This is a genomic window from Acinetobacter sp. AOR01_HL, assembly GCF_027855455.1.
In the GTDB taxonomy this organism is placed as follows: Bacteria; Pseudomonadota; Gammaproteobacteria; order Pseudomonadales; family Moraxellaceae; genus Acinetobacter; species Acinetobacter baumannii.
The window spans coordinates 63104-89657 of the sequence record NZ_JAKTIM010000050.1; the positions used below are offsets into that span (position 1 = coordinate 63104).

The following is a 26554-nucleotide window of genomic DNA, read 5'->3' on the forward strand; positions in this document are numbered from 1 at the left end:
TAAATGCTGCAACACAATATATATAAAGCTTTTTTTGTTAGCGTATTGATGTGTTGCAGCCAGCTTGCTCTTGCAGCCCCTGTTGTAAAAGAAAAATTATCGCCTCTGCATGCTGATGCCCCAGAGTCAGAAGAAAGTTATGCAGAAGTACCTATTGAGTCTATTCAACAGTTTGTACAAATATATGGAATCGTCCGTGATAATTATGTCGATGAAAAATCGGATGATGCTTTATTTTTACAGGCAATTAAAGGTTTAGTCAGTGGTCTAGACCGTTACTCCCGCTATTTGTCAGCTGAAGAATACCGTCAACTCATTCAATATACTGAAGGGGATCTTGCTTCAGTTGATTTTGTACTAAGCCCCGAATCACATGTTCATAAATGGATGATTCGTGACCTTAAGACGGGTTCTGACTCATATAAACTAGGCTTAAGAAATGGCCAAACTATTTTAAAGATTGATAATCAGGAACTTAAAAATCTGACACATGATCAGGTGCTAGGTTTGCTTTATGGATCGATAGGCTCGACGCTTCAAGTACAAACAGAAGAGTCAAATAGTCCAATTAGTTTAGTCCGTAATAAAAAGATTGAAACCGATATTGAGCCTGTGATGTTGCACAATCAGGTGTTGGTATTAAAAATTAGAGTATTTCAACAAGATACCGCCAATGAGATTAAGCGTTTAATTGAAGAAAATAGTTCTTCGCGTTTAAAAGCGGTGTTAATTGATTTAAGAAATAACCCAGGCGGCTTGTTATCTGCTGCTGTTGAGTCAGCCGATTTATTTTTAAATCATGGCATTATTGTCTCTACAAAAAGTCGTTCAGAAGGCAACCAGCAATTTCAGGCTTTACCGGGTAACGATTTCCAAAATATAAAAGTTGGTATTTTAATTAATCACCGATCTGCCTCGGCAGCAGAAGTTTTTACTGCTGCAATGAAAGAGCATCAGCGTGCTTGGGTCATGGGTGAAAAAAGTTATGGAAAGGGTGTTGTGCAAAAGCTTTTCCCTTTACCAAGTGGGGCAGCGCTACAAATGACAGTCTCACATTACTACACACCAAATGGTAATATGATTGAGGGGCAAGGTATTCAGCCTAACCAGACTTATCCCTTACCTCCAGAAATGAAAGAAGAAGTTTATCTAGATCGTGTTGCCGATCTCCTTCTAAAAAGAAAGTAAATTTTATACTTCCTGTTCTGTCTCCGTATCTAAGCCAAATTTTTTCAGACGATAGCGTAAAGAGCGGAAAGTCATTCCTAATTTTTTAGCTGCTAAGGTACGATTCCAATGAGTCATATTGAGGGCATTGAGTAAAATATCTTTTTCAATATTTTCTAAATAACGTTCTAAGCCTTCACTTGGTAATTTTTTTACGACTTGAGGAGCTGCCACAGTGGTTTGTATGCTTTGAGCAGCCGAAGCAAAAGGATTATAAATATTCGCTCTTAGAGGAGCAGGATGTAAATGAGATACATCTATCGTGGCATCTTCACTTAAGGTAATTGCGCGCTCAATCATATTTCTTAATTCGCGAACATTACCCGGAAAGTGTTGCTGTAGCAGATAAGTTTTGGCCGCTTCTGTTAATTGTTTAGGTGGCGTTTCCCAATCCATACAAATTTTCTGAATAAAGTGATTGGCTAGTAAAAGGACATCTTCGCCACGTTCACGTAGAGGTGGCAATATGAGGTCCATAACATGAATACGGAAGAATAAATCTTGACGGAATTTACCTTGTCTAACCAATAAATCTAAATCTTGATGACTTGCACTAATCACACGGAAATCAACATCGATTTCCTGATCTGAACCGACAGGTCGGATCTTTTTTTCCTGTACTGCGCGGAGCAGTTTGACCTGCATACTTAAAGGTAATTCGGCAATTTCATCTAAAAATAAACTGCCACCGTGTGCCGATAAAATGAGGCCTTGCTTATCTTGAGTTGCTCCGGTAAAGCTCCCTTTTTTATGCCCAAACAACTCACTTTCCATCAGTTCGGTTGGAATAGCACCGCAGTTAATCGCAATAAAAGGGCCTTCACTACGGTTACTCAGCCGATGAACCAGATTGGCAACTACTTCTTTACCTGTTCCAGACTCACCGGTAACAAATACAGGTGCTTGTGAGCGCGCAATTTTTTTAATTGCAATACGTAGCTGCTGGATGGGTAGAGAACGGCCGATTAATAATTTATTTTCTAACGCATTCTCGGCAGCATCATGCTCTACTTTTTGCCGATTCAAGGCTTTTTGTAATAATTGATCTAGATGTACTTGGTTGACCGGTTTGCTTACAAAATCAAAAGCGCCTGCTTTTAATGCTGCAATTGCAATATCCATATTGCCGTAGGCGGTTAAAACGGCAATGGGAGTATTAGTATAATTTTGAGAGACATGTTTAACTAAATCTATCCCGCTCCCATCGGGTAGGTTTAAGTCGGTTAAACACGCATCGTAATGAAACTGAGTGAAGAGTTGTTTGGCCTGTTCAACCCGATAAGCAAGATGTGTTTTAATCCCCATTCGTGCAAGTGTCATTTGCATTAAAAGGCACAAATCTTCTTCATCGTCTACAAGCAAAACCAGTGGTTGCTGTTCTGCCATTTCCCCAAAAACCTAATAAAAAATCAATATATTATTGGGCATTCTATTCTGAAGCATGCCCCTTGTTTTTGCTCTACATAGGTGAGCTTTGCATGGTTCGCCTCACAAAAACTATGAGACAAATATAATCCTAAACCAGTTCCATTAATTTCGGTACTAAAAAATGGTTTAAATAATTGAGATATATCACGTTTTGAAACACCTTCACCGTAATCGATCACATCAATATAAATTTTATTTGTCTGTGAATGAATGTTGATCGTAATGTACGGTGAGTCGGGGGCATTATGCCGTAAAGCATTTCTCACCAGATTAATCATGACTTGTCTTAATTGTTTTTCATCAAATAAAAATTTTAAAGAACTATCCGAAATTTTAAGTTGAATTGAATGTTTAACGTCAAATAAATCTTCTTCGAGCAATGTATCTATGAAGTGTTTTACATCGATCTGGATAGGATGTGTTCTTTCGCTACGAGCAAGCCCTAAAGTATCTTGAACAATACTATCAATGCGTTTGGTTTGTTTGCCAATCATATGACGCAAAGTATTTTGTTGTTCTGGATCGCTATCTTTCAGTAACTCATTTGCTTGTACGATTGCAGCGAGAGGATTGCGGATCTCATGTGCAATACTTGCTGAGAGTTGCCCTAGCGCAGCAAGCTTAAGCTGTTGTGCTTGCTGATTAATTTGTTGGGCATCTTGTAAAATGAGCAGGGTTAGCGTTTGTTGTGGGACCAAAAGGTGTTGCACTTTAATGTTGATGGAGTACGCCGATAGCCGAGACTCAAAAATGAATCGGTCACCTTCTTTTAAGTCGCCAAACTTTAAAATTTCAAATAAATCGGTATGCCACTTTGCTAAAGGATATTTTTCATTGGCAAATTGAGGGGGAATACCCAAGAGTGAACAGGCCGCAGGATTACTGACAACGATGTCGTAATTCTCATCTAGAACTAAATAGCCTTCTTCAATTTGTTCTAAGATATAACGGTTAATATTTTGGAGTTGATAGAGTTCAATTGACTGGTGAAAGGTGAGTGCTTCAAGTAATTTAAAGCGCTGCACAGCAATTTGGCCAATACCGTGAACCACAAAAAATAAAAAAGCTAAGAGAGCGCTATTACCAATAGTATTTAGATTGTTATAGTCAAATAGACTACCTACAAATCGTTGGTAAATAACAGCGATAACCGCAAGCAATGTAATCAGCAAAGACATTCTTGCGCTGAGTAAAATCGCCGAGGTAAAGATGGCAATTACATAGAGTAAGCTGAGTTGTAAATTTGGTTCACCCACAGAAAAAGTTAGTAAACTCAGACAAATAATATCAACAATAAAAAATAAAATAAGCTGTCGCGTGGCTTGAGTGGCAATAAATTTAAAGCATAACAGCTGAACAAGACTTAAGAGCGAATAGCCGAGTAGTGTGTAGGAATATAAGGCAGGTTGCTGCAAACTGTTATCAGTTTGCGCATCGGTTAAAACCAAAATAATATTCAGGCTAACCGCAATAATAAGACGGTATAAGCCATACCAAGTGCCCAAACGAAAAATCGTATGGGACAAGGATGAATTTAAGGGAAATTGCATGTAAATTTGGTTATGGCTTGATCAAACCGTAACGAATCGCAAGATGTGTTAGTTTTACATCACTATCAATTCCTAACTTTTCAAAAATACGATAACGGTAAGTATTTACAGTTTTCACACTTACAAAAAGTTTATCGGCAATTTCTTGGGCACTAATACAGTTGACGACCATCATTGCAACTTGCATTTCCCGTTCCGATAACGAATCAAAAGGGGATTGTTGAGTGTCGGATAAATATGAGCTCGCGAGTTGTTCGGCAATATCTGCACTAAAATATTTACCGCCTTGCATGACCTTATTAATTGCACGAACCATTTCGGCAATTGGCGCGCCTTTAGTGATATAGCCTTTTGCACCGGCTTTTAATAATAAAGATGGGTAAGGCTCTTCGGCAAGGCCGCTTACAGCAATGACTTTCGTCTCTGGAGCCGTCTGTAATAAACGACGGGTTGTTTCTACGCCACCGATGCCCGGCATGTTGACATCCAGCAGTACGACTTGCGGATGTTGTTGGCGAACGATAGCAATTGCTTCTTCGCCCGATTCGGCTTGTCCAATTACCTCAACATCGGCATGATCTTCTAACATACGGCAAATACCCGTACGTACCAGTTCATGGTCATCGACAACTAAAACTGTAATCAAGAAGACCTCCTTTCTTTCAAAAAACAAGTTTTTTGTTACATAAAGCAAAATAAGCTTGCAATGGAATGACAAAATTAGCAATCCTATTCTTCTATAGTGAGCGAATAGTTGTGCACAATTGTGTCGGTAAAAGCTTTATACCTTATATCTCAAATGTAAGGCATAATGATAGTAAGCGCAAATGTGTGTCACCCTGAGTCGAGTATTGTGCCGTGAAAAATTCTAAAAAGTCTTTAATGCATGTGCTAAGCATGTCTATTTTGCTTAGTTTGAGTTCAACAAGCTTTGCAGAACTCGTCAATAACCCGTCTTCAGGGAGTACTGGTACTGCAAGTTTAAATTGGTCTGCAGCGGATGCTAGTCAACTTTTAAATGATGAAGATGATGAACCGACTCCGCAAGGTTCAACTTCTGTAACCACAACTTTGCGTGGCAGTAATGCGCCAAGAGTTATTACTTCTGCCCCTAAAGTTGCTCCAATCCGTGATACTGTGGGTTATAACGCCCAGCCGAGTGTTAGTGCACGTGCTGCACTTGTAATGGATGCACAAACAGGTGAGGTACTTTATAGTAAAAATACCAACGCATCAGTGCCGATCGCTTCTATTACCAAATTGATGACGGCAGTTGTAACGGCAGATGCCCGTTTAAACATGTCTGAAGAAATTACACTTGAGCAAATTGATTTTGCTGGGGCTGGCGGGAAAAACTCAAGCTCAACACTTCGTGTTGGCGATAAAATGAACCGAGCAGAAGTTCTTCTGTTTGCTCTTATGAAGTCAGAAAATCCGGCAGCAGCAGCTCTAGCGCGTACTTATCCGGGTGGCCGTGCTGCATTCGTGGCGGCAATGAATGCTAAAGCGCGTGCTTTAGGTATGAATGCAACTCATTATTATGAGTCAACTGGTTTAGATCCGCGTAATGTATCTTCTGCACGTGACTTGGGAATCTTGGCGAGTACAGCATCTCAATATGGTTTGATTCGTCAGTTCTCAACCACACCGACCTATGACTTTAATTTAGGTTATCGTGTTCTTAAATCAAATAATACAAATGCTTTAGTCCGTAATGGTGGTTGGAATATCAACTTATCTAAGACTGGTTATATTAATGAAGCAGGCCGTTGTGTAGTTATGCACACTACTGTGAACTCACGTCCAGCAGTGATTGTATTATTGGGTGAGCCAAGTACTCAGGCACGTAATAACGATGCAACTAACTTGCTCGGTTGGTTAAGTAATTTGCCAAAACGTATTTAATTTAATTATTTTTAAAAACGCTTCTTTTAAGAAGCGTTTTTTTATGCCATTTAAAAAGCATAAAAAACGGCTGTATTAAACAGCCGCTTTTTATAAAAACTCAGATCTTACATATTAGATAAAATCGAATCTTTTACTTGGTCCATTGTTGCATCAATTGACAACATCACTGCATCAGCACATTGTTTGATTGCTGTATCAGGGTCTTTCAAGCCATTACCCGTTACTGTACATACAATGACAGAACCTTCAGCAATTTTACCCGCTTTAATATCACGGATTGCACCGCCAATAGAAGCAGCAGATGCTGGCTCAACAAATACACCTTCATACATAGAAAGTAAGCGTTGAGCTTCTAAAATTTCGCTGTCTTGAAGTTCATCGAACCAACCTTTAGAGTCACGTACTACAGCTTTTGCATGATTCCAGCTTTGTGGGTTACCAATACGAATCGCAGTTGCAACTGTTTCCGGTTTTTCTACTGGAGCACCACGTAAGAAAGGAGCTGCGCCAGAAGCTTGATAACCTACCATTGTTGGTAAGCCTTCTGGTTTTGGACCAGTGAATTGATCAGTCGCAGCGTCATAAACAACTTGTTCAAATTGGTCAGCAGGCTGGTTAGCTACTGCTTCGGTATAACCCATCCAGTGAGCTGTAATGTTACCTGCGTTACCAACTGGTAAGCAGTGGTAATCAGGTGCACGGCCTAAAGCTTCAACGATTTCATAAGCAATCGTTTTTTGACCTTGCAAACGGTAAGGGTTGATTGAGTTTACAATCGTTACAGGTGCTTGATCAGCCACTTCTTTTACAAGACGCATACCATCATCGAAGTTACCACGAATTTGCATAGTGATCGCACCATACATCATGGCTTGCGCCATTTTACCCATCGCAATTTTGCCTTCCGGAATCAAAACAAACGCTTTGATACCTGCGCGTGCAGCATAGGCAGCAGCAGCAGCAGAAGTGTTACCTGTAGATGCACAGATAATTGCTTTAGAGCCTTCTTCAACTGCTTTGGTTACAGCCATGGTCATACCACGGTCTTTAAATGAACCAGTCGGGTTTAAGCCCTCGTATTTCACATAAATTTCAACGTCTTTGCCAATAATACGTGGAATATTCTCAAGTTTAATGAGAGGGGTGTTGCCTTCACCCAAAGAGATAGCACGAGTAGTTGCCGAAACTGGCAAACGGTCACGATAACGATCTACAAGACCAGTATAACGATTGGCATTAGACATGATGGTGTTCCAATTATGAGGTGAAGCGGGAGAGGGAATCTTTCCCTCAACCTGATTAACTATCGAGCGATTCTAAACGAATTCTTACGATTTCGCCACGAATTGCAGGTAATGCTTGAATTTGCGCAAGAGCGTCATCCATTTTGGATTCAACGATTGGATCGGTCAAAATCACAATTGGAATGAGGTCTTTTAAGCGAGATTGTTGCATGATGGCATCAATACTGATTCCGGCACGGCTTAAGATGGTCGTCACATCTGCAAGTACACCAGTCTGATCTTCAGCATTTAAGCGGATGTAATAACCTGTGGTCATTTCTTCACGGCTTAAAATTGGCATATTTGTTAATGCTTCAAAAGCCAGTTGAGGAATTGTGCCTGCGCCATCTTCTGTATAAGAAATATCACGAACGATATCAATTACATCGGCAACAACCGCAGAAGCTGTTGGGCCTGCACCAGCACCAGCACCGTAATAAAGCGTTGGGCCTACTGCGTTGGCTTGAACTAAAACAGCATTTTTAACGCCGTTTACGTTCGCAATAAGCTGCTCATCTGGAATAAGTGTTGGGTGAACACGTAGTTCAATACCCTTTTCAGCACGGCGGGCAATGCCTAGATGTTTAATACGGAAACCCAGCTCCTCAGCATACTTCACATCTTGTGCAGTAATTTTGCTGATACCTTCGGTATAGACTTTATCGAATTGCAAAGGAATACCAAACGCACAAGAAGCTAAAATTGTAAGCTTGTGTGCAGCGTCAATACCTTCAACGTCAAAAGTTGGGTCAGCTTCTGCATAACCGAGTTCTTGAGCTTCTTTTAATACATCATCAAATGCGCGGCCTTTTTCACGCATTTCAGTCAAAATAAAGTTACCTGTGCCATTAATAATGCCTGCAAGCCATTCGATATGGTTTGCCGCAAGGCCTTCACGGATTACTTTAATAATCGGGATGCCACCAGCAACAGCTGCTTCATAAGCAATTTGTACAGCATTATCTTCTGCTGCTTTAAATAGTTCATTACCATGTTCAGCGAGTAATGCTTTGTTTGCAGTCACGACTTGTTTGCCGTGCTTGATCGCTTCCATAATGATTTCGTAAGCAGGATGAATACCACCCATAACTTCTACAACCACATCCACATCGGGTTGACGAACGATATCAAGTAAGTCTGCGCTTTGTTTAATCCCTTCCAATTCGAGATCTGGACGAGGACGACGTGTTCCAACGTGGGTAATTTGAATTTCTCGACCGGTGCGACGTTTAATTTCAGCGGCATTTTCTTGTAGTAGTTTAAGGGCTCCTCCACCTACGGTACCTAGACCGAGTATTGCCAGGCGAACTGGTTTCACGTCACACTCCATATCATCATTGAATCATTTAATTGAAGCTAGATCATAGCTAAAAAAAACGCCAGACTCTAGCGCTTTTAGCACCTGTTCAGTGATTTAGAGTGCGATGTTTGGAAAAGAAGAGTAGATCACTCTTTAAACACTGGTATGAAAAGAAGTATTTATTGAAAAAACAAAGCGCTGCAATAAGATCAGCGCTTTATTTGTAAGATGGATGATGAATTGTTCATCAACTTGGAGAGGGTTATTTATCCAATCGTTTAATCAATTCATCTGGTGTTAAGTAGCCACCCAAGTACTCACCATCAACATTATAAATAGCTGGTGTACCATTTACGCCCATGTTTAGACCAAGTTGGTATTGTTCGCGAACAGGGTTTTTACATTGAGCAGGTGGAATACTAATGCCCTGTACAGCTTGGTCAAATGCAGCTTTACGGTCTGCACTACACCAAACCGCTTCCATAGTTGGCATAAACTGTTCGCCGCGTGGCCATGCAATGTAACGAACTTCAATACCTTTCTCATTAATCTCAGCTAAATGCTCATGTAATTTATGGCAGTAAGGACAGCTTGCATCGGTAAACACATAAATCACATGTTTAGCTTTACCGCCTTTAGCTGGATAAACAATTAAGTCTTCATTTTTTAAAGCAGCAAGATGCTTTTTGTTTTCTGAGGCTTGAAGGCTATCGCCGATATTATGAAGTTCTTTACCGCCTAAACGGATGACATCACCTTGAATCAGGTATTTACCATCGCTTGTTGTATAAACCGACGTCATTCCTTCAAGGTTAACCCAATATAAATTAGGAACTTCGGTAGGCTTAATATCTAAAATTTTGACGTTGATGTTTGCATTCTTAAATTGTTTTTGCAAAGTTTCAATTAAACGCTGTTTAGCATTGCGTTCAATAATGGTTGAAGCTTCCCCTGTAGCAGGTGCGGTCGCTGTGAGCGCATCTTCTTTTTGTGGTTTGTTTTCTTTAGAACAAGCACTGAACAACAGGCTAGAAGCCAAAGCACAGGCAAGAAAAATTTGAGATCGGGTAAAGGACATAGATAACCCTTATTTCATCAGTATTTATAGTCAGAAGCTGCTAAGCATAACAAAAAATCTAGTGTGTATTGTTAAAACTTTCTTAACCTTTGTGAACGAAATCAAGTGATTGTTCGGTGCATTCAAAAATATTCTTTTAAAAAATTTTAACCCCTAGGGTGATGTTTTTCATGCAATTGTTGCATTCTGACTTGTGCTACATGCGTATAGATTTGCGTGGTTGATAAATCACTATGACCCAGTAACATTTGTACTACGCGTAAGTCCGCCCCGTGATTAAGTAGATGCGTGGCAAAAGCATGACGTAAGGTATGAGGTGAAAGTTCAGCCTGAATATTGGCCTGTAGCGCATAACGCTTAATGGCATACCAAAAGTTCTGACGGCTCATAATTCCACCGTGCTGGGTTAAAAATAAATAGTCAGTTGAACTTTTATAAAGTTGTGGACGTGCCTCGTTTAAATAGCGTTCCACCCAATCGCAGGCATATTGGCCTAAAGGCACTAAACGTTCTTTGTTACCTTTACCCGTAATACGCAGGTAACCTTGTTTTAAATTAATAAGTTCGAGGCGTAAATTCAGTAATTCAGAGACTCGTAAACCACAAGCGTAAAGGACTTCAAACATTGCTCGGTCACGTAAGCCCAACGCCGTTGTAATGTCTGGCGCCTGAATGAGCGCTTCTACATCTTCTTCAGACAAGTCTTTAGGTAAAGCTCGGCCAATTTTTGGTGAATGGTGAGTAGCTACAGGATTATCACTTCGTAATTTCTGTTCACGTAGAAATTTATAAAACTGACGTAGTGCAGATAAGCAACGGGCAATTGAGCGTGGACTTTTTCCTACTTTGGTAAGTTCAATGAGGACGTCAGAAATGTCATCGCTCGTCCAATCTGGCAATCTATTTTTTTTATGAAGTTCACTACATTGAATCAGGTCAGATAAATAGGCATTGCGCGTATGCGGACTGACTGTCTGTGCAACCAGATAGTCGCGAAAACCTTGTAAAAAGCTTAAATGTTCAGGAATTTGAACAGGGCTTGGAATACGCGGTTTTTTATTTATCATAAACAACTTCCTCTAAACCACTGTACTGTAAAAGAAACTTTAAGGTTTGTCGATTAAACTCCATAAGAATTGAAATCTAACCTTATTTGGTAATTATTCTCATTTATATGTATACTAGTAAAAAAGGTTTAGGATCGGATGCGGTGCGTTTATCAGCGTTGAAAGTGAAGCAAGCGGCGACCATCACCAAAGTGAATCGGATAGAAGTAGAGTCCGAGCAGCAAGATTTGGTCGCAATTCGTTTGGAAAGTCTGGGTTTTGTACCAGGCACGCGAGTGGAAGTGATTACCAAGGGTGTTTTTGGTGGTGATCCGATCTTAATCCAAATTGGCTTTACTCGTTTCGCTTTACGTAAAGCAGAAGCGGAAAAAATCGAAATTCAAGTAGAAGAAGGAGTACCCGCATGAGTGATGCGTTACGTATTGCCCTTGTGGGAAACCCTAACTGTGGTAAAACCTCTCTTTTTAACCATTTAACTGGAACCCGACAAAAAGTCGCCAACTATGCTGGTGTAACGGTCGAGCGTAAAGTTGGTCATTTTCAGTTACCTTCAGGCCGTTCGGTTCGAGTGCTCGATTTGCCGGGTACATACAGTCTTAATGCGACCAGTCCGGATGAAGCAATTACTCGAGATGTCTGTTTAGGAAAAATAGCGGAAGAGGGGCAACAAGACGCTTTTTTATGTGTGGTTGATGCGACCAATTTAAAATTGCATTTAGGCCTTGTACTCGAAATGATCGAGTTGGGTCGCCCAATTTTACTTGTCCTTAATATGATGGATGAAGCACGTCGTCGTGGTATCCAGATTAATACTCAAAAGTTATCTCAACGTTTGGGTGTACCAGTCGTTGAAACAGTAGCTGTCCGTAATGCGGGTATTGAAAATTTATTACATGCCCTTGATCAAGAAAAATACAGTGTGCCACAAACTGAACTGAGTGGCTTAACTGGGACTCATCATCAAAAAATCGATATGATTTTTAAAGATGTTGTTCATTATGTTGATCAGGAAGACAAGCGTACTGATTTTCTCGATCGAATTTTCTTACATCCAGTTTTAGGTCTACTTAGTCTTGCCATCATGATGTTTATTGTGTTCCAAGCAGTTTTTGCATGGGCAGCGCCTTTTATGGATGGTATTGAAGGCTTCTTCGGCTGGCTGGGTGAAGTAGTAGGTTCTGTGATTACACAGCCACTACTGCATAGTCTGGTGGTTGACGGAATTATCGCGGGTGCAGGTGGCGTAGTTGTTTTCTTGCCACAAATTCTAATTTTGTTCTTCTTCATTTTAGTACTAGAAGAATCGGGCTATTTACCGCGTGCAGCATTTTTACTTGATAAATTAATGTTTCAAGCGGGTTTAAGTGGACGTGCTTTCATTCCGTTACTTTCAAGCTTTGCTTGTGCAGTACCGGGAATTATGGCAACGCGTAGTATTAGTGACCCTCGTGACCGTTTTACAACGATTATGGTTGCGCCACTAATGACTTGTTCGGCACGTTTACCCGTATATGCCTTGCTGATTGCTGCATTTATTCCAGAGAAAATGGTCTGGGGTATTTTCAACCTACAAGGACTGGTGCTGTTCGGTCTGTATATGGCTGGGATTGTGAGTGCACTATGTGTTTCATTCTTAATGAAATTTTTCCAAAAAGATAAGTCTCAACAGGCTTTACTGCTAGAGCTGCCGAGTTATCGTTTCCCTGATTTAAAAAGTGTGGGAATCGGTTTGTTAGATCGTGCGAAGATATTTTTGAAGCGTGTCGGCGGCATTATTTTTGCGCTTTCTATTTTGCTCTGGTTCTTGTGTACTTTCCCACAGCCACCAGAAGGGGCAACATTGCCTGCTATAGATTACAGCTTCGCAGGTATGCTTGGACACCTTATCCAGCCTTTATTCGCTCCAGTTGGTTTTAACTGGCAAATCTGTATTGCCTTAATCCCGGCTATGGCAGCCCGTGAAGTTGTGGTCGCTGCATTAGGTACCGTATATGCCTTGTCGGCAACTGATGAAGATGCAGTAGCACAAGGTTTGTCTCATTTAATTAGTGCAGATGGTACAGGTTGGTCGTTGGCAACAGGTTTATCGCTTTTAGTGTGGTTCATTTATGCGCCGCATTGTTTGGCAACATTGGCAACAGTACGTCGTGAAACAGGTTCATGGAAACATGTTGCAGCTATGACTGCATATCTGTTTGGTTTAGCTTATTTTGCATCGTTTGTTACCTATCAAATTGCTTCCCACTATTGGGGTTAAAGCAATAAAGGAGGTTGTATATGCTTCAATATCTGATTATTGCGGTTTTGGTGATTTGGAGTGCTGTTGTTGTTTTTAAGAAAGTATTTCCAAAAACAGCAAACTCGGCCTTTTCAGCACTATCCGTTTTTTGTGAAAAGCAGGGTTGGGCAACTTTAGCAAAATGGCTGAAACCAAAAATGACTTTTGGTTGTGCAGGTGGCTGTGGCTGCTCAAGTGAAGATAAACCAACTAATACAGTTCAAGAAATTAAACCAGTTAAATGGCAATAAATTTAGCCATTCCTGTTTCGTATAAAAAGCCATCATATTGATGGCTTTTTTACGCACTGACACAAAAAAAGATGAATAAAGTTCAAACTGAAAAAGCATTCAAAACAGCAAAGTGCTAACATTTTTGCCATTCTGTCGATTGATAAATTGTGGGGCAAAAATGTTAATACAACGTGGTGGATTAAAAGTTGTAGCAGGCTTGGGAATATCAGGCGTTTCTGCTGTAAATTTCCTGCATGAACAAGGCTACCAAGTTGCTGTAACGGACTCCCGCCCCACACCTCCCGGACACGATCAGATTCCGGCTGGCGTTAAAACCAGTTTTGGTCAGCTTGATCAAGAATTATTATTACAAGCAGAAGAGATTATTTTAAGCCCAGGCCTTGCACCACAATTACCGGAAATTCAGGCAGCTATTGCTAAAGGTATTTCTGTGGTGGGTGATATCCAATTATTGCGTCGTGCCACTGATGTGCCGATTGTGGCGATTACAGGTTCCAATGCAAAAAGTACTGTAACGACTTTAATTGGCTTAATGGCTAAGGATGCAGGTAAGAAAGTTGCAGTAGGCGGCAATCTTGGTCGACCAGCGTTAGATTTACTTAAAGATCAACCAGAGTTACTGGTCCTTGAGTTATCAAGCTTTCAGTTAGAAACCACCTCTCACTTAAACGCTGAGGTAGCAGTGGTTCTCAATATGAGTGAAGACCATTTAGACCGTCATGGAAATATGCTGGGGTATCATCAAGCAAAACATCGTATTTTCCAAGGCGCTAAAAAAGTTGTATTTAACCGAGACGATGCTTTAAGCCGCCCACTTGTTCCAGATACGACACCAATGCAAAGCTTTGGTTTAAACGCACCGGATTTAAATCAATATGGCGTTTTAAGAGATGCCGACGGTACGCTTTGGCTTGCTCGTGGTTTACAGCGTTTCATTAAAAGCTCGGATTTATATATTCAAGGTATGCACAACGTAGCCAATGCTTTAGCGTGTTTAGCATTGGGGGAGGCAATTGGTTTACCTATGGAGTCAATGCTTGAAACTTTAAAACAATTTAAAGGACTAGAGCACCGCTGTGAGTACGTTAAAACTGTGCGTGATGTCCGTTATTATAATGACTCTAAAGGTACCAATGTTGGTGCTACACTTGCAGCAATTGATGGCTTAGGCGCTGCCATTGAAGTGAAAAAAGGTAAGGTTGCACTTATTTTAGGTGGACAGGGCAAAGGGCAAGATTTTTCTCCTTTACGTTCTTCTATCGAAAAATATGCCAAAGTTGTGGTATTGATTGGTGAAGATGCGCCTGTCATCGAACAGGCCATTCAAGGCGCAACTAAAATTTTACATGCAGCAACGCTTAAAGAAGCTGTTGAGCTGTGTCAACGTGAAACACAAGCTGAAGATGTGGTATTGCTATCACCCGCATGTGCAAGTTTTGATATGTTTAAAAGTTATAATGACCGTGGTCAGCAGTTTGTTGCCTGCGTCAATTCGTTGGTTTAAAGAAAATATGATTAGGAATGTAGTATGGCAGGCTTAGCTCAGACCACAATCCAGAAAATCAATCATTGGTATGAACGGATATTGCCGAAATGGCCAGCGGAAGTGACGCCACGTAATGTCTTGATTTTCTGTGTGGTTGCATTGTTATGTATCGGTTCGGTGATGGTCGCATCTGCTTCCATGCCTTATGCTGAATATATGCATGAAAACCCATTTCACTATGTGATTCGTCATGGGATCTCAATCGTTGCTGCTGGTGTGGTAGCTTATTTAACCTATCGAATATCACTCAATACATGGTTTAAAAATACCTTTCCATTGTGGTTATTAACCATGGTTCTGTTACTTGCGGCTTTGGCTGTAGGTTCGGAAGTTAACGGTTCCACACGTTGGATTAAAATTGGTGGTTTTACTTTGCAGCCAACAGAGGTAGCCAAGGTCATGATGGCCATCTTTACCGCAGATTACGTAGTACGCCGTGCTAAAGAAGTTCGTACCCACTGGAAAGGCTTACTTCGTTTAAGTGGCGTTATGGCAATTACGGTAGGTTTAATTATTGCCGAGCCTGACTTGGGTGCGACGGTTGTTATTGTCATGATGATGGTCGGAGTGTTCTTTTTAGCGGGTGCGCCTCCAACACAATTCTTAATCATGCTTGGTGCAATTGTCACGGGTATTGTGTTTTTGATTTTATTTGAACCTTACCGTTTCCAACGTTTGATTTCGTTTACTGACCCTTGGGCAGACCCATTAGGTGTGGGTTATCAGTTATCAAATGCGTTAATGGCTTTTGGTCGTGGTGAGTGGTTTGGTACAGGCTTGGGGCATAGTGTTCAAAAGCTTTCTTATTTACCAGAAGCGCATACTGACTTTATGTTGGCTGTGTTAGGTGAAGAATTTGGTTTCTTTGGTATTTCAATTGTCATTGGCTTATCTTTCTTGATGCTGGCATGTTGTATCAAAATCGGCCACCGTGCCTTGAAACATCATTATCTTCGCGCAGGCTATTTGGCTTACGGTATTAGTATTATTTTCTTACTCCAGATTTTGGTAAATGCGGGTATGAACATGGGATTAATGCCAACCAAAGGTTTAACTCTACCATTTATTAGTTATGGTGGTACGTCTTTAATGATGTGTGCAGCTATGATTAGCTTGATCTTAAAGATTGATGCTTCAACTCAAGAAGTGAACCCTGAGAGGGAAGAATCAAACTTCTAAACCATGAAGCGTTATAAAAAGCCCGATATCAAATCGGGCTTTTTATTATTTATAGATATGTTCCGCAAAGTTGTTGTCCATGAGGAATCAAATCTACATTCCACTGGGTTACCGCCTGCTTGAGCATCACTTCGGGACGATCTAAATCAACCTGTGGTTGACCTAAGGCTTGTATGGCTTGTTGTAGTAACTCAGGAGCTTTAGTTAAATCAAGTGCATGGGCAAGGTTTTGCTTTGAAAGTTTTTGCCCTTGGTCGTTCATGGCGAGCGGAAGATGCATGTAACTCAGCTTAGGGTAGCCGAGGAGTTGACCAAGCCAGATTTGACGCTCAGTGTTATCTAACAGGTCTGCGCCTCGCACAACATGAGTAATGCCTTGTAGGTAATCATCTACGACGACAGCAAGCTGGTAGTTAATAATTCCATCACGGCGTTTAAGGACAAAATCACCAAGGTCATGCTCTAGATTAGAACAATGAAGCCCTTGTAGGCGGTCATCGAAACAGATTGGCTGATCTTGAACTTTTACCCGAATGGCTTGATGTTGGAAGTCGAGCTGCAAATCTCGGCATGTGCCTGCATAGATAGCGTTTGAACCGAGCATTTTACGGGTACATTGACAGGCGTAAACCAGACCCTCTTTTTTAAGTTGGTCTAATACACTTTCGTAAATATCTAGGCGGTCTTTTTGAAAAATGATCTCGGCATCCGGATCGAACTGAAAAGCTTCAAGTGATGCGAGTATATGGTCTTCACTACCGGGGTAGATGCGGGGGATATCGGTGTCTTCAACACGCACTAACCATCGACCTTGATGGGCTCTGGCATCACAGTAACTGGCAACAGCAGTAATGAGTGATCCGAAATGTAAAGGGCCGGTTGGCGAGGGCGCAAACCGGCCTGAGTAGCGAATCAGTGGAACATCGTTTCGCTGATTCGTAAGAGCCGAACTAAGCTCGGCTGGAGAATTCTTAACCGTCACAATTAACCGTTATTTTGCTTCTCTTTAATTTCTGCCAAAGTTTTGCAGTCAATACATAACGTTGCAGTTGGACGTGCTTCTAAACGACGTAAGCCGATTTCGATACCACAAGTTTCACAGAAACCGTAGTCTTCGTTTTTAATCGCTTCAAGAGATTGTTCGATTTTACGAATTAATTTACGTTCACGGTCACGTGTACGTAATTCAATTGCAAATTCTTCTTCTTGGGTAGCACGGTCATTTACGTCTGGCAATGCAGTTGATTCATCTTGCATCGTATTTAAAGTACGATCAACTTCAGACATTAATTCAGCTTTCCATGCTTGCAGAATTTGTCGGAAATGCTCGAGCTGTCCTTCCGACATGTACTCTTCATTTTTCTTAGGTTGATAAGGTGCAATACCAAATAAACTTGCAGTTGAGCCTACGTCAGAAGTTTTAGGTTTCACTTTACGTGCACGTTTTGCAGAAGCTTTATCACCTTCTACTACAACTTCTGTATGTTCATCCAAAACTTGGTTGTGGTTGTCATTCGCCATAATAGGGCATTCCTCATCATACACGTATTATCTATACGCAAAAAATATGGTGATATGCAAGTGTTTTTATAGAAAACCATCGATGGATTTTTCCATCGGGTCGTCATCATATAGATTTTTCCTGCAAGATGATAGTCATTCTGTCCCGTAAATATTTTCAAAACGTGTTTACCCTAGTCATAATTCTTTTGGGTTATATAAACTTTAGGGCTAATAACCTGAAATATCAGTGTTTATACGGGTTTTGAAATTTTCAAGGCGAAACACTTTTGTTTCAAAACTACCATCGTTATTCAGACGAATGTAACGATAACCCGGTGCATTTTGGTCGAGTGCAAAATCATTACTAAACGGCTTAAACTGTACACTTGTGGAAGGCGTAGAAAAAAACTCGATACCTTGCCAGATATTAAGGGAATCTTGATGAACATGTCCGCAGACTAGGGCCTTCACGTTTTGAAATGGACTTAAAGTATCTAAAAGTGCATTTGAGTTTTGAAGCTTATGGTGGTCAATCCATTTTGATTTCATGGCAAATGGGTGGTGATGACAAGCCAGCAAAACAGGATGATCTGCAAATTGTTCAAGTAAATTCGCTAAATTTTCTAATTGTTCCGAAGACAGATGGCCATCTACTTTTCCCTTTACAGCGCTATTTAGCATAATCACACGCCAGTTTCCTAAACCGACAACTACAGGTTGTTGATGGTTTTCGTTATGTAGAGGAAAGTGGTCGACATTATCATGATTGCCGAGGGTCTGGAAAAAAGGCAGACCCAAGGTTTGCATAAAATTGATATAACGTTTGTAGGTAATAGGTGTTGGGGCTTGTGCGAGGTCACCGGTATGAATAATCGCATCAGCTTCGGGATGTTGTTTTAGTATCTGTTGAATAATGGCGTGGAAACTTTCTTCAGGATTCATCCCCACAAATTCTAGCTGTGGATACTCCAATAAATGTGTATCGGTAATTTGTATGATGACATGATTTTTTTGTGAAAGTGTTGAGACTTGAAAAGTCACCGTCCTACCTCTTCGGATTTATTATCGTTTTGCTGTGTTGAGCCAGCCATTGTAATGCCATAATAACAGGGGCATTTCTTAAACGTCCGCTGTCGAGTAGTGTTTGAATTTCACTATAACTAAACAAATGCAGCTGAATATTTTCACCCTCATTATCTACCCCAAAAACACCGCCTACAGCAGGTAAATTGGTTTCGGCAACATACAGATGAAATAACTCTGAACAGGCGCCAGCTGATGGGTAAAAACTAAATAGATGTTCTAAATCCTGAACTTTGCAACCTGATTCTTCAAGGCTCTCGCGTCGAATGCAACTTTCTGGTGATTCATTGCCATCTAATACACCTGCGATAATTTCGAGTTGCCATGGCGAATGGGAGTCATCTAAAGCACCAACACGAAACTGTTCAATCAGGGCAAACTGTTGTTTTTGATCATTGTAGAGTAGAACGCCAGCCGCTTCAGGCCGATGCACAAGTTCGCGCTGCAATACAGGAGTATATTCAGATTGATTAAATAGACGATGTCGAAGGCTGACTTTTTCAACTTGAATAAAACCACTGAACAGAAGTTCACGTGATGTTACTTCGACATCTTTAGATGTATAACTTGGACGCTCGACAATACTCATGATTCGATCAGGACGAAATCTATTTATTTCATCCTAACCGAGAATCATGGCTAGGCAAGTGTTTTTTTTGAATATTTACACTTTATGATACAGTTTTTGTCCTTGCTCTTGATAAACCTCTTTCATCGCTTTGAGGCCTTCTTCAACCTCTGAATCGCTATTGGTGAGATTGTTGGCATAGTCACGAACATTCTGGGTGATTTTCATCGAACAGAATTTTGGACCACACATTGAGCAAAAGTGAGCAGATTTATGCGCTTCTTTTGGTAAAGTCTCGTCATGCATGCTGCGTGCTGTATCGGGGTCTAGGCTTAGGTTGAACTGGTCGTCCCAACGGAATTCGAAACGTGCTTTAGACAAGGCATTATCACGAACCTGTGCACCCGGATGACCTTTGGCAAGATCGGCTGCGTGTGCTGCAATCTTGTAGGTAATAATTCCGTCTTTCACATCTTTCTTGTTTGGTAAACCTAAATGTTCTTTAGGTGTCACATAGCAAAGCATTGCTGTGCCATACCAGCCAATCATGGCTGCACCAATAGCAGAAGTAATGTGGTCATAACCCGGAGCGATATCTGTGGTTAAAGGCCCAAGCGTATAGAATGGAGCTTCTTTACACACTTCTAACTGTAAGTCCATGTTCTCTTTAATCATGTGCATTGGTACGTGCCCTGGACCTTCGATCATGACCTGCACATCATGTTCCCATGCACGGTGAGTCAACTCACCCAGTGTTTTAAGTTCGCTGAACTGCGCTTCGTCATTTGCATCTTGAATACAACCCGGACGTAAGCCATCGCCTAAGCTAAATGACACATCATAGGCTTTCATGATTTCACAGATTTCATCGAAGTGTGTGTATAAGAAGTTCTCTTCATGATGAGCGAGACACCACTGCGCCATGATTGAACCACCACGAGACACAATACCTGTTAAGCGGTTTGCTGTAAGTGGCACATAGCGAAGCAATACACCTGCGTGAATGGTGAAGTAGTCAACACCTTGTTCAGCTTGTTCAATAAGCGTGTCTTTAAAGATTTCCCAAGTCAGGTTCTCAGCAACACCATCAACTTTTTCAAGTGCTTGATAAATTGGTACGGTACCGATTGGAACTGGTGAGTTACGAATAATCCATTCACGTGTTTCATGAATGTTCTTACCTGTAGACAAGTCCATAATGGTGTCGGCACCCCAACGGGTTGCCCATGTCATTTTCGCAACTTCTTCATCAATTGAAGAACCAAGCGCCGAGTTACCAATATTGGCATTAATCTTAACCAAGAAGTTACGGCCAATAATCATTGGTTCAAGTTCTGGATGGTTAATGTTGGCAGGAATAATAGCGCGGCCTTCGGCAACTTCTTGGCGAACAAACTCAGGTGTAATTTCTTTTAAGTTTTTCGCACCAAAGTTTTGACCTGGGTGCTGGCGCATATCTACAGCTTCACGTTGACGCTGATTTTCACGAATTGCAATATATTCCATTTCAGGTGTGATAATACCTTGCTTGGCATAGTGCATTTGAGTGACATTTTTGCCTGCTTTAGCGCGGCGTGGGTTTTGAATATGTGCAAAGCGAATATCAGCAGTACGAATATCTTTTAAACGCTCCTGTCCAAACTTTGAAGTTAGGCCAGAAAGAACGTCAGTATCGTTACGCTCTTCAATCCATTTTTGACGAACTGAAGGTAAACCTTTGTTTAAATCAATTTGGACATTCGGGTCAGTATAAACACCTGAAGTGTCATATACCATAATAGGTGGGTTGTGCTCTCCACCAAGGCCAGTTGGGGTATCGGTTAAAGAAATTTCTCGCATTGGAACCTGAATATCAGGGCGAGAGCCTTCAATATAAACTTTTTTAGAAGCGGGTAAGATGCGGGTTAAGTCTTTTGCATCTTGTTCATGTTGTGCTGAAATTTCAGCAGAAGAGAGATTCGTTAATTGGTTCATCACATGATCCTTATGAATAACATCAACGAATCAAGCACGACCAAAAACGATGGCGGATTTATCTTGAACTAGATAAATTGAGGGCTTAGGTTTTCAGATGGCTTGATTCCTACGCAGGTCTTAACCTGATCAGGTTCAACGGTACTTGTGATCAAACTGGTGTTGCGATAACACGAAATTTACACAATCTCAGCGAGCTATTACTCGCGCTCCGTCAAGCGATTTAAAGACTAACATGTTTTAGGTTGGCTGGCATTGTCAATTTGTATCTATACAAACCGCATCCATATGGCAGTCTCGGTAGCTTTGAGTATTCCATGGCGAATCAAATTTTAATAACTGTTCAAGTTGTTCATGCACAATCTGATAGGTAGATTTCTTTTGCCCATTTTCATCAGTTAAATCTGTCTTGAATTGTGTATTACGCTCATCGACAGGGGTGGCAATAAATTTAAGAAATTGTTGGGCAGATTTCGCTAAACTTGATTGGCTCTGAGTTGATAAAAAGCGGATTTGCTGAAGTGCATCAGGGTCAAACCATGTGTTCGGGGCATATTCATTCGACACAGGTGTGTTATCTAGACCAAAGAAAATGAAGTATCGATATTCATTAAAGAGTAATTTGGCATCATTAATAAAATAACTCTTTGGATATTTTTGAATAAACTTTTCCCAAAATAAAGCACGTTCAGTGAGCTCTTTCCATGAAACAGCCAAAGCACCATCGTTATAGAAAATGTCTTGATTGTCTTTTGCCATACGAGATAAAAATTCTTTCTGGTCAGCGGGTAAAGCCTTAGAAAAAACATCAACTAAGTAGTTTGGCTGGCGACGATAAGTAAACATACCTTCACCTTGATAGAGCAGCTCAATATAGGCTTGGCCTTCATGTTGAAGTAAATATTGATCACGCGGGCTCAGTTGGGCGAAGAGCTTTTTCTGACTTTGAATCACCTTTTTAAGGTCTTGTTTCTGTTCTAAAACAGCATAGCCAAATGCTTCAAAAGCTCTAGCTGTTTTGTCAGTGTAGTCTTGTTTAATAAAACGTTGATGCATGGTTGTTGATGCATCAATTAGCTTAAGCTGTTCCTCATTTTTTAACGAAGGAACACAGGTTTTAAGCTTTTCATTAATTTGATTTAAGTCTTCTATTTTACTGTTCTGATTAATCGTGTGCATGGCTACCATAATTTGTAAGCAGCTACTGTCTCGCTGTTCGGTGGCCTTTTGCGCAGTTGATTTTTGCTCTTTAGATACAGTTTGATCTTGCTGTGAGGTTTTATTGCAGCCAGCTAAAAGTAGTGTACTGCACATACTCATCATTAGAATTTTTTTCATCTTTATATTTTTATCGAAATTGATATTGCTCAAATTATAACGCTTAAAAAGATTGCATCACTGTTAGAAATCTTTATTATTAGGTAGGTCGGTCTACTTAGGTAAAAGCTATGAATGATAAAACAGCAAGACAGAAAATTCTCGATGCAGCGGCAACACTGTTTTATAACGATGGCATTACCGCAACAGGAATTAATACGGTTACGGCTAAAGCAGATGTAGCCAAAATGTCGCTTTACAATAATTTTTCTTCAAAAGGTGAACTTGTTGATGCCTATATTGCTGCACGACATCAAGAGTGGTTAGACCTTTATCAAAAGCGTTTAGAAAAAACAAAAACAGCGAAAGAAGCTATTTTGGCCGTATTTGATGCCTATCAAGATCATGCCGAGTTTGCTTATGAAAAGGGTTTTAGAGGATGTGGGCTATTAAATGCTGCCGCAGAGTTCCCAGCGAATAGTTCAGGACGAAATGCTGTAAGACAGCATAAAGAACAAGTTGAGGCAATTGTTGCCGAGCATTTAAATCGCTTATTAAAAGGTTCACAGCGTGTTAGCTATATTGCCTCACAACTTTCTTTTTTATTAGAAGGGTCGATGGCAAGAGCTGGTTTAGAGGGTAGTAGCCGTCAACTTCAATTAGCGAGACAAATGGCAGAAGATATTTTAGATCGAGAATGCCAACATGATTAGCTTTATTAAAAATAGTAGTTATGGTGGCACTATTGCAATTTTAGTAGCCTCTTTCTTATGGGGAACCACGGGGACAGCCGCAGCATTTGCCCCAACACTCGGACCACTTGCAATTGGCGCGGTTGCTATGGGGGGAGGTGGGCTTTTACAGGCATTGATTGCATCTCAGGCCATTCGGGAACACCGACAATTTATTGGGCGAAATATTTCTATTATTCTTTTAGGTGTTGTGGCAGTTGGGATATATCCACTAGCTTTTTATTCTTCCATGCATTATGCCGGAATTACGATTGGTACGGTGGTTTCAATTGGTTCGGCTCCACTCATTGCAGCAGTTTTAGAGCGATTCTTTGACCGTAAAGTTTTATCTAAAAAGTGGTTCCTAAGTTTTGTGTTGGGTGTTGTGGGGGTAAGTTTATTATCTATGGGCGAAAGCCACGCAGCACAAGAGAGTACAAATGAATGGAATAAAATTTTTGGTATTTTTCTTGGGCTGGTAGCGGGTGCAACCTATTCACTTTATTCATGGGCCGCAAAAAGATTAATAGATCGGGGTATTGCTGCTAAAGCTGCAATGGGCATGATTATGGGTGGTGGGGCAGTCATCTTGCTTCCAACTTTATTAATTACAGGTGGTGGGCTACTGCAAAGTTCAACAAATTTACTTGTTGCTGGCTATATGATGCTGATTCCTATGTTTTTGGGTTATTTGCTTTTTGGTTTCGGGTTAAAAACTGTAAATGCCAGTAAAGCCACCACTTTAACTTTATTTGAACCTCTTGTTGCAGCGATTTTTGCCATTGTTTTGGTTGGCGAAAGTGTCTCATGGATTGGGTGGGCAGGTATGTTTTTGATTTTCATTTGTATTTTGATGTTATCAAAGCCTGAAAATACATAAAAAATGAAAACTTTTACTGGCTTGAGTTTAAATTAAATTTTTCTTAGTCTTAAAGCCAAGTTTTATCGTTGATTTAAACAATGAAAATAAAATTAATGCTTGTTGCGGGTTTATGGAGTTTTACATCGTCGAGTTTTGCTCTAGATTTAGTTGAAACTTATGAGCGCGCAAAACTAAATGATCCGACGTGGCAAGCGAATCAACAACAGTTTGAAGCAGATCAGCTTAATTTAGGCTTAGCAACAGGCGCTTTACTACCAACAGTTACATTATCTGGAAATATTACCCGTAATCGACAAACGGTAAAGCGTTCAAATTTTCCTGGTGTTGATCAGGAAGGACTTTCCGATGCTTTGGTAAGTAATACATCGACTACCAAACAGGCTACTTTATCTGCCCGTCAGCCTCTTTTTCGTATGGATGCATGGGAAGGTTATAAACAGGTTAAAACTTCGGTTGCCCTTAGTGAAATTACTTTAAGACTGCAAAAACAAGATCATGTTTTAAATGTAGCTGAAGCCTATTTTAATATACTGCGTCAGCAGGCACTTACCGCTGCATATTTACAAGAAGAAAAAGCCTTGCTTGAACAGCTCAATATGATGAACGCCAAGCTTAAAGAAGGGTTGGTAGCACGTAGTGATGTGAGTGAAGCAAATGCCCAATATCAAAATGCCCGAGCCAACCGTATTGCTACCAATGTGCAGCTTTTATTGGCTCAAGAGCAACTATCTGAATATATTGGTCCGTATCAAGATAAGCTTGCTGTATTGAGAAGCGATTTTATCTTTCAAAAACCTTATCCGGCACAGCTCGATGAGTGGTTAGGATTAGCCCAACAGCAAAATTTAAAGATTCAACAAGCACGTTTACAAAAGCGATATGCTGAAGATCAACGTCGTGTGGAAAAAGCTGCACTTTATCCACAGATAGATGCAGTGGCGAGTTATGGTTATACCAAACAAACGCCAGAAACGCTGATTTCGACTGATGGGAAGTTTGATCAGGTCGGGGTAGAAATGAACTGGAACTTATTTAATGGAGGCCGGACCCGAACTTCTATTAAAAAAGCCAGTGTGGAGTTAAATAAAGCGCAAGCGCAACTTGATGCGGCCATTCGCCGTGCCAATGTCGATGTGAAAAGTGCTTTTATGCAGGTAGATACTGACCGAGCAAAACTTGAAGCAAGAAAGGCAGCAATGGACTCTTCAGCACTTGTTTCTCAAGCTTCAAAAGCAAGTTATAACGAAGGCTTAAAAAGTATGGTCGATGTTTTATTGGCGCAGCGTAATGCTTTTTCAGCAAAACAGGATTATCTTAATGCTCAGTATGACTATTTATTAAATGTATTACGTTTAAAAGCGGCTGTAGGTCAGCTAGGGGAAAAAGATCTAGTTGAATTAAACAGCTGGTTAACGTATCAGTAATAAAAAATGCTTTTATCTGAAATTTAATTTTGTCATAAAAATTTAATGATTGATGTGTTTTAATGCTCAATCATTTTATCCCTGCGCCATCATGTTGGAGGCTTCCCTTGAGTCCGAGTAATCCGGTGTTAAGCCATCATATTTCTTCTCAATTTAATGAAGATTTGCAAGATGTGAACACAAAGTTTATGACCATGGGTGGCTTGGTCGAACAACAGGTTGCCAATGCAATTCATTCTTTGCTTGATACAGATGCGAACTTAGCAATTGATGTCCAATTTAAAGATAATGCAGTCAATCAATACGAACGTGATATTGATGAAGGGCTGACGCTGATTTTGGCACGTCGTCATCCGGCAGCAATTGACTTGCGTATGGTAATTGCCATGAGTAAAGCCAATACTGACCTAGAGCGTATTGGGGATGAAGCTGCAAAAATTGCCCGTATTGCACAAAATCTATGTGAAGAGGGCGGTTCTCCTCGTGGCTACATGGAAACACGTCATATTGGTAACCAAGTACGGGTCATGATTCATGACGCACTTGATGCTTTTGCACGTTTAGATGCAGATCAAGCATTACGTGTACTTTTAGCCGATGCTGACATCGACCGTGAATATCAGTCGGCAACGCGTACTTTAATGACTTATATGATTGAAGACCCGCGTCATATTGCTCGTGTGATTAATGTCATGTGGGTTTTACGTTCTTTAGAGCGTATTGGTGACCACGCTCGTAATATTGCTGAACAAGTCATTTACATGGCAAAAGGCTTTGATGCACGCCATACCAAAATTGAAGAAATTGAAGCAAAAGTACACGAAAAGTAATATGTGAGCTGAAATATTTAAAGGCCTTGTTTCAGACAAGGCTTTTTTATTTTTAAAAAAATAATAGATAAAAAAATGTCCCGAACTTTGGGGGGAAGTTCAGGACAGAAAATCAAGTGCATTAAGAGAAAACACGACAGGGA

General features: G+C 40.6%; 24 protein-coding genes and 1 riboswitch. Of the genes, 11 read left to right on the plus strand and 13 right to left on the minus strand.

Annotated elements, in window-relative coordinates:
• Window positions 1–3 precede the first annotated feature (3 nt).
• A complete protein-coding gene (locus MKL62_RS15195; RefSeq protein ID WP_000939107.1) occupies window positions 4–1188 on the plus strand; it encodes a S41 family peptidase in 1185 nt (394 codons plus the stop codon).
• Window positions 1189–1191: 3 nt separating this feature from the next.
• On the opposite strand, the gene MKL62_RS15200 is transcribed toward MKL62_RS15195, so the two are convergent.
• Genes MKL62_RS15200 through gacA form a run of 3 tightly spaced genes read right to left on the minus strand, consistent with a single transcriptional unit; the run spans window position 1192 to window position 4851 of the window.
• Window positions 1192–2613 carry a sigma-54-dependent transcriptional regulator gene (locus MKL62_RS15200; protein WP_005129880.1) on the minus strand — a complete coding sequence of 474 codons (1422 nt, stop codon included), beginning with the start codon at window positions 2611–2613 and terminating at the stop codon, window positions 1192–1194.
• A 23-nt stretch (window positions 2614–2636) separates the two neighbouring features.
• Entirely contained in the window at window positions 2637–4205 is a 1569-nt protein-coding gene (locus MKL62_RS15205; protein ID WP_005129877.1) for a sensor histidine kinase, read from the minus strand.
• A 10-nt stretch (window positions 4206–4215) separates the two neighbouring features.
• Entirely contained in the window at window positions 4216–4851 is a 636-nt protein-coding gene (gene gacA, locus MKL62_RS15210; protein WP_000633799.1) for a response regulator transcription factor GacA, read from the minus strand.
• A gap of 212 nt (window positions 4852–5063) precedes the next feature.
• On the opposite strand from gacA, the gene pbpG reads away from it, so the two are divergent.
• Window positions 5064–6110 (plus strand): D-alanyl-D-alanine endopeptidase PBP7/8, encoded by a 1047-nt coding sequence (gene pbpG / locus MKL62_RS15215; RefSeq protein WP_001984577.1) that lies wholly within the window; start codon window positions 5064–5066, stop codon window positions 6108–6110.
• A 107-nt stretch (window positions 6111–6217) separates the two neighbouring features.
• On the opposite strand, the gene thrC is transcribed toward pbpG, so the two are convergent.
• From thrC to xerD, 4 genes are all read right to left on the minus strand, one after another.
• Window positions 6218–7357, minus strand: coding sequence for a threonine synthase (gene thrC / locus MKL62_RS15220; protein ID WP_000063593.1), 1140 nt, complete (start codon window positions 7355–7357; stop codon window positions 6218–6220).
• Window positions 7358–7412: 55 nt separating this feature from the next.
• Complete coding sequence (locus MKL62_RS15225) at window positions 7413–8714, minus strand: homoserine dehydrogenase (protein ID WP_000805827.1); 1302 nt, start codon at window positions 8712–8714, stop codon at window positions 7413–7415.
• 244 nt (window positions 8715–8958) lie between these two features.
• The gene (locus MKL62_RS15230; protein WP_000011163.1) at window positions 8959–9774 is read right to left on the minus strand and encodes a DsbC family protein; all 816 of its coding nucleotides are present in this window, start codon (window positions 9772–9774) and stop codon (window positions 8959–8961) included.
• A gap of 146 nt (window positions 9775–9920) precedes the next feature.
• The gene (gene xerD / locus MKL62_RS15235) at window positions 9921–10841 is read right to left on the minus strand and encodes a site-specific tyrosine recombinase XerD (protein WP_000608735.1); all 921 of its coding nucleotides are present in this window, start codon (window positions 10839–10841) and stop codon (window positions 9921–9923) included.
• A 143-nt stretch (window positions 10842–10984) separates the two neighbouring features.
• Here xerD and MKL62_RS15240 point away from each other — a divergent pair, with 143 nt between their 5' ends.
• The 5 genes from MKL62_RS15240 to ftsW all read left to right on the plus strand — a co-directional run bounded on the left by MKL62_RS15240 (window position 10985) and on the right by ftsW (window position 16098).
• Complete coding sequence (locus MKL62_RS15240) at window positions 10985–11248, plus strand: FeoA family protein (protein WP_001991212.1); 264 nt, start codon at window positions 10985–10987, stop codon at window positions 11246–11248.
• Entirely contained in the window at window positions 11245–13098 is a 1854-nt protein-coding gene (gene feoB / locus MKL62_RS15245; protein WP_005129874.1) for a ferrous iron transporter B, read from the plus strand. Before MKL62_RS15240 ends, feoB begins: the two co-directional genes overlap by 4 nt.
• A 20-nt stretch (window positions 13099–13118) precedes the next feature.
• Entirely contained in the window at window positions 13119–13370 is a 252-nt protein-coding gene (locus tag MKL62_RS15250) for a DUF6587 family protein (protein ID WP_000942501.1), read from the plus strand.
• A 160-nt stretch (window positions 13371–13530) separates the two neighbouring features.
• The gene (gene murD, locus MKL62_RS15255) at window positions 13531–14877 is read left to right on the plus strand and encodes a UDP-N-acetylmuramoyl-L-alanine--D-glutamate ligase (RefSeq protein WP_005129873.1); all 1347 of its coding nucleotides are present in this window, start codon (window positions 13531–13533) and stop codon (window positions 14875–14877) included.
• A 24-nt stretch (window positions 14878–14901) separates the two neighbouring features.
• The gene (gene ftsW, locus MKL62_RS15260) at window positions 14902–16098 is read left to right on the plus strand and encodes a putative lipid II flippase FtsW (RefSeq protein WP_000907680.1); all 1197 of its coding nucleotides are present in this window, start codon (window positions 14902–14904) and stop codon (window positions 16096–16098) included.
• 49 nt (window positions 16099–16147) lie between these two features.
• Here ftsW and gluQRS read toward each other — a convergent pair whose 3' ends face one another.
• From gluQRS to MKL62_RS15290, 6 genes are all read right to left on the minus strand, one after another.
• On the minus strand, window positions 16148–17080 hold the full coding sequence (gene gluQRS, locus MKL62_RS15265) for a tRNA glutamyl-Q(34) synthetase GluQRS (RefSeq protein WP_005129872.1): 933 nt from the start codon (window positions 17078–17080) through the stop codon (window positions 16148–16150).
• A gap of 2 nt (window positions 17081–17082) precedes the next feature.
• Window positions 17083–17619 (minus strand): RNA polymerase-binding protein DksA, encoded by a 537-nt coding sequence (gene dksA / locus MKL62_RS15270; protein ID WP_001262524.1) that lies wholly within the window; start codon window positions 17617–17619, stop codon window positions 17083–17085.
• Window positions 17620–17829: 210 nt separating this feature from the next.
• Window positions 17830–18642 carry a 3',5'-cyclic-AMP phosphodiesterase gene (gene cpdA / locus MKL62_RS15275; RefSeq protein ID WP_000143915.1) on the minus strand — a complete coding sequence of 271 codons (813 nt, stop codon included), beginning with the start codon at window positions 18640–18642 and terminating at the stop codon, window positions 17830–17832.
• A gap of 4 nt (window positions 18643–18646) precedes the next feature.
• Window positions 18647–19273: an NUDIX domain-containing protein gene (locus MKL62_RS15280; protein WP_005129871.1), complete on the minus strand. Its 627-nt coding sequence runs from the start codon at window positions 19271–19273 to the stop codon at window positions 18647–18649.
• A 75-nt stretch (window positions 19274–19348) separates the two neighbouring features.
• Window positions 19349–21226: a phosphomethylpyrimidine synthase ThiC gene (thiC, locus tag MKL62_RS15285; RefSeq protein WP_001072861.1), complete on the minus strand. Its 1878-nt coding sequence runs from the start codon at window positions 21224–21226 to the stop codon at window positions 19349–19351.
• A gap of 89 nt (window positions 21227–21315) precedes the next feature.
• Window positions 21316–21450, minus strand: a riboswitch (TPP riboswitch).
• Between the two features lie 34 nt (window positions 21451–21484).
• A complete protein-coding gene (locus MKL62_RS15290; protein ID WP_202962341.1) occupies window positions 21485–22564 on the minus strand; it encodes a hypothetical protein in 1080 nt (359 codons plus the stop codon).
• A 110-nt stretch (window positions 22565–22674) separates the two neighbouring features.
• Between MKL62_RS15290 and MKL62_RS15295 the strand changes: the two genes are divergently transcribed.
• From MKL62_RS15295 to phoU, 4 genes are all read left to right on the plus strand, one after another.
• Window positions 22675–23256, plus strand: a complete 582-nt coding sequence (locus MKL62_RS15295) for a TetR/AcrR family transcriptional regulator (protein ID WP_005129868.1) — start codon at window positions 22675–22677, stop codon at window positions 23254–23256.
• Window positions 23249–24154 (plus strand): DMT family transporter, encoded by a 906-nt coding sequence (locus MKL62_RS15300; protein ID WP_005129867.1) that lies wholly within the window; start codon window positions 23249–23251, stop codon window positions 24152–24154. Before MKL62_RS15295 ends, MKL62_RS15300 begins: the two co-directional genes overlap by 8 nt.
• Before the next feature lie 95 nt (window positions 24155–24249).
• Entirely contained in the window at window positions 24250–25581 is a 1332-nt protein-coding gene (locus tag MKL62_RS15305) for a multidrug efflux outer membrane protein AbuO (RefSeq protein ID WP_025470101.1), read from the plus strand.
• A gap of 107 nt (window positions 25582–25688) precedes the next feature.
• A complete protein-coding gene (gene phoU, locus MKL62_RS15310) occupies window positions 25689–26411 on the plus strand; it encodes a phosphate signaling complex protein PhoU (protein WP_000075183.1) in 723 nt (240 codons plus the stop codon).
• Window positions 26412–26554: the final 143 nt, after the last annotated feature.

Bases quoted from the DNA above. Each gene is read 5' to 3' on its own strand.
- thrC (WP_000063593.1), bottom strand. From the start codon at position 7,357: ATGTCTAATGCCAATCGTTATACTGGTCTTGTAGATCGTTATCGTGAC.
- MKL62_RS15230 (WP_000011163.1), bottom strand. From the start codon at position 9,774: ATGTCCTTTACCCGATCTCAAATTTTTCTTGCCTGTGCTTTGGCTTCT.
- ftsW (WP_000907680.1), top strand. From the start codon at position 14,902: ATGGCAGGCTTAGCTCAGACCACAATCCAGAAAATCAATCATTGGTAT.
- MKL62_RS15195 (WP_000939107.1), top strand. From the start codon at position 4: ATGCTGCAACACAATATATATAAAGCTTTTTTTGTTAGCGTATTGATG.
- xerD (WP_000608735.1), bottom strand. From the start codon at position 10,841: ATGATAAATAAAAAACCGCGTATTCCAAGCCCTGTTCAAATTCCTGAA.
- murD (WP_005129873.1), top strand. From the start codon at position 13,531: ATGTTAATACAACGTGGTGGATTAAAAGTTGTAGCAGGCTTGGGAATA.
- dksA (WP_001262524.1), bottom strand. From the start codon at position 17,619: ATGGCGAATGACAACCACAACCAAGTTTTGGATGAACATACAGAAGTT.
- MKL62_RS15205 (WP_005129877.1), bottom strand. From the start codon at position 4,205: ATGCAATTTCCCTTAAATTCATCCTTGTCCCATACGATTTTTCGTTTG.
- MKL62_RS15305 (WP_025470101.1), top strand. From the start codon at position 24,250: ATGCTTGTTGCGGGTTTATGGAGTTTTACATCGTCGAGTTTTGCTCTA.
- MKL62_RS15200 (WP_005129880.1), bottom strand. From the start codon at position 2,613: ATGGCAGAACAGCAACCACTGGTTTTGCTTGTAGACGATGAAGAAGAT.
- MKL62_RS15300 (WP_005129867.1), top strand. From the start codon at position 23,249: ATGATTAGCTTTATTAAAAATAGTAGTTATGGTGGCACTATTGCAATT.
- thiC (WP_001072861.1), bottom strand. From the start codon at position 21,226: ATGAACCAATTAACGAATCTCTCTTCTGCTGAAATTTCAGCACAACAT.
- MKL62_RS15280 (WP_005129871.1), bottom strand. From the start codon at position 19,273: ATGAGTATTGTCGAGCGTCCAAGTTATACATCTAAAGATGTCGAAGTA.
- feoB (WP_005129874.1), top strand. From the start codon at position 11,245: ATGAGTGATGCGTTACGTATTGCCCTTGTGGGAAACCCTAACTGTGGT.
- MKL62_RS15250 (WP_000942501.1), top strand. From the start codon at position 13,119: ATGCTTCAATATCTGATTATTGCGGTTTTGGTGATTTGGAGTGCTGTT.
- MKL62_RS15295 (WP_005129868.1), top strand. From the start codon at position 22,675: ATGAATGATAAAACAGCAAGACAGAAAATTCTCGATGCAGCGGCAACA.
- MKL62_RS15290 (WP_202962341.1), bottom strand. From the start codon at position 22,564: ATGAAAAAAATTCTAATGATGAGTATGTGCAGTACACTACTTTTAGCT.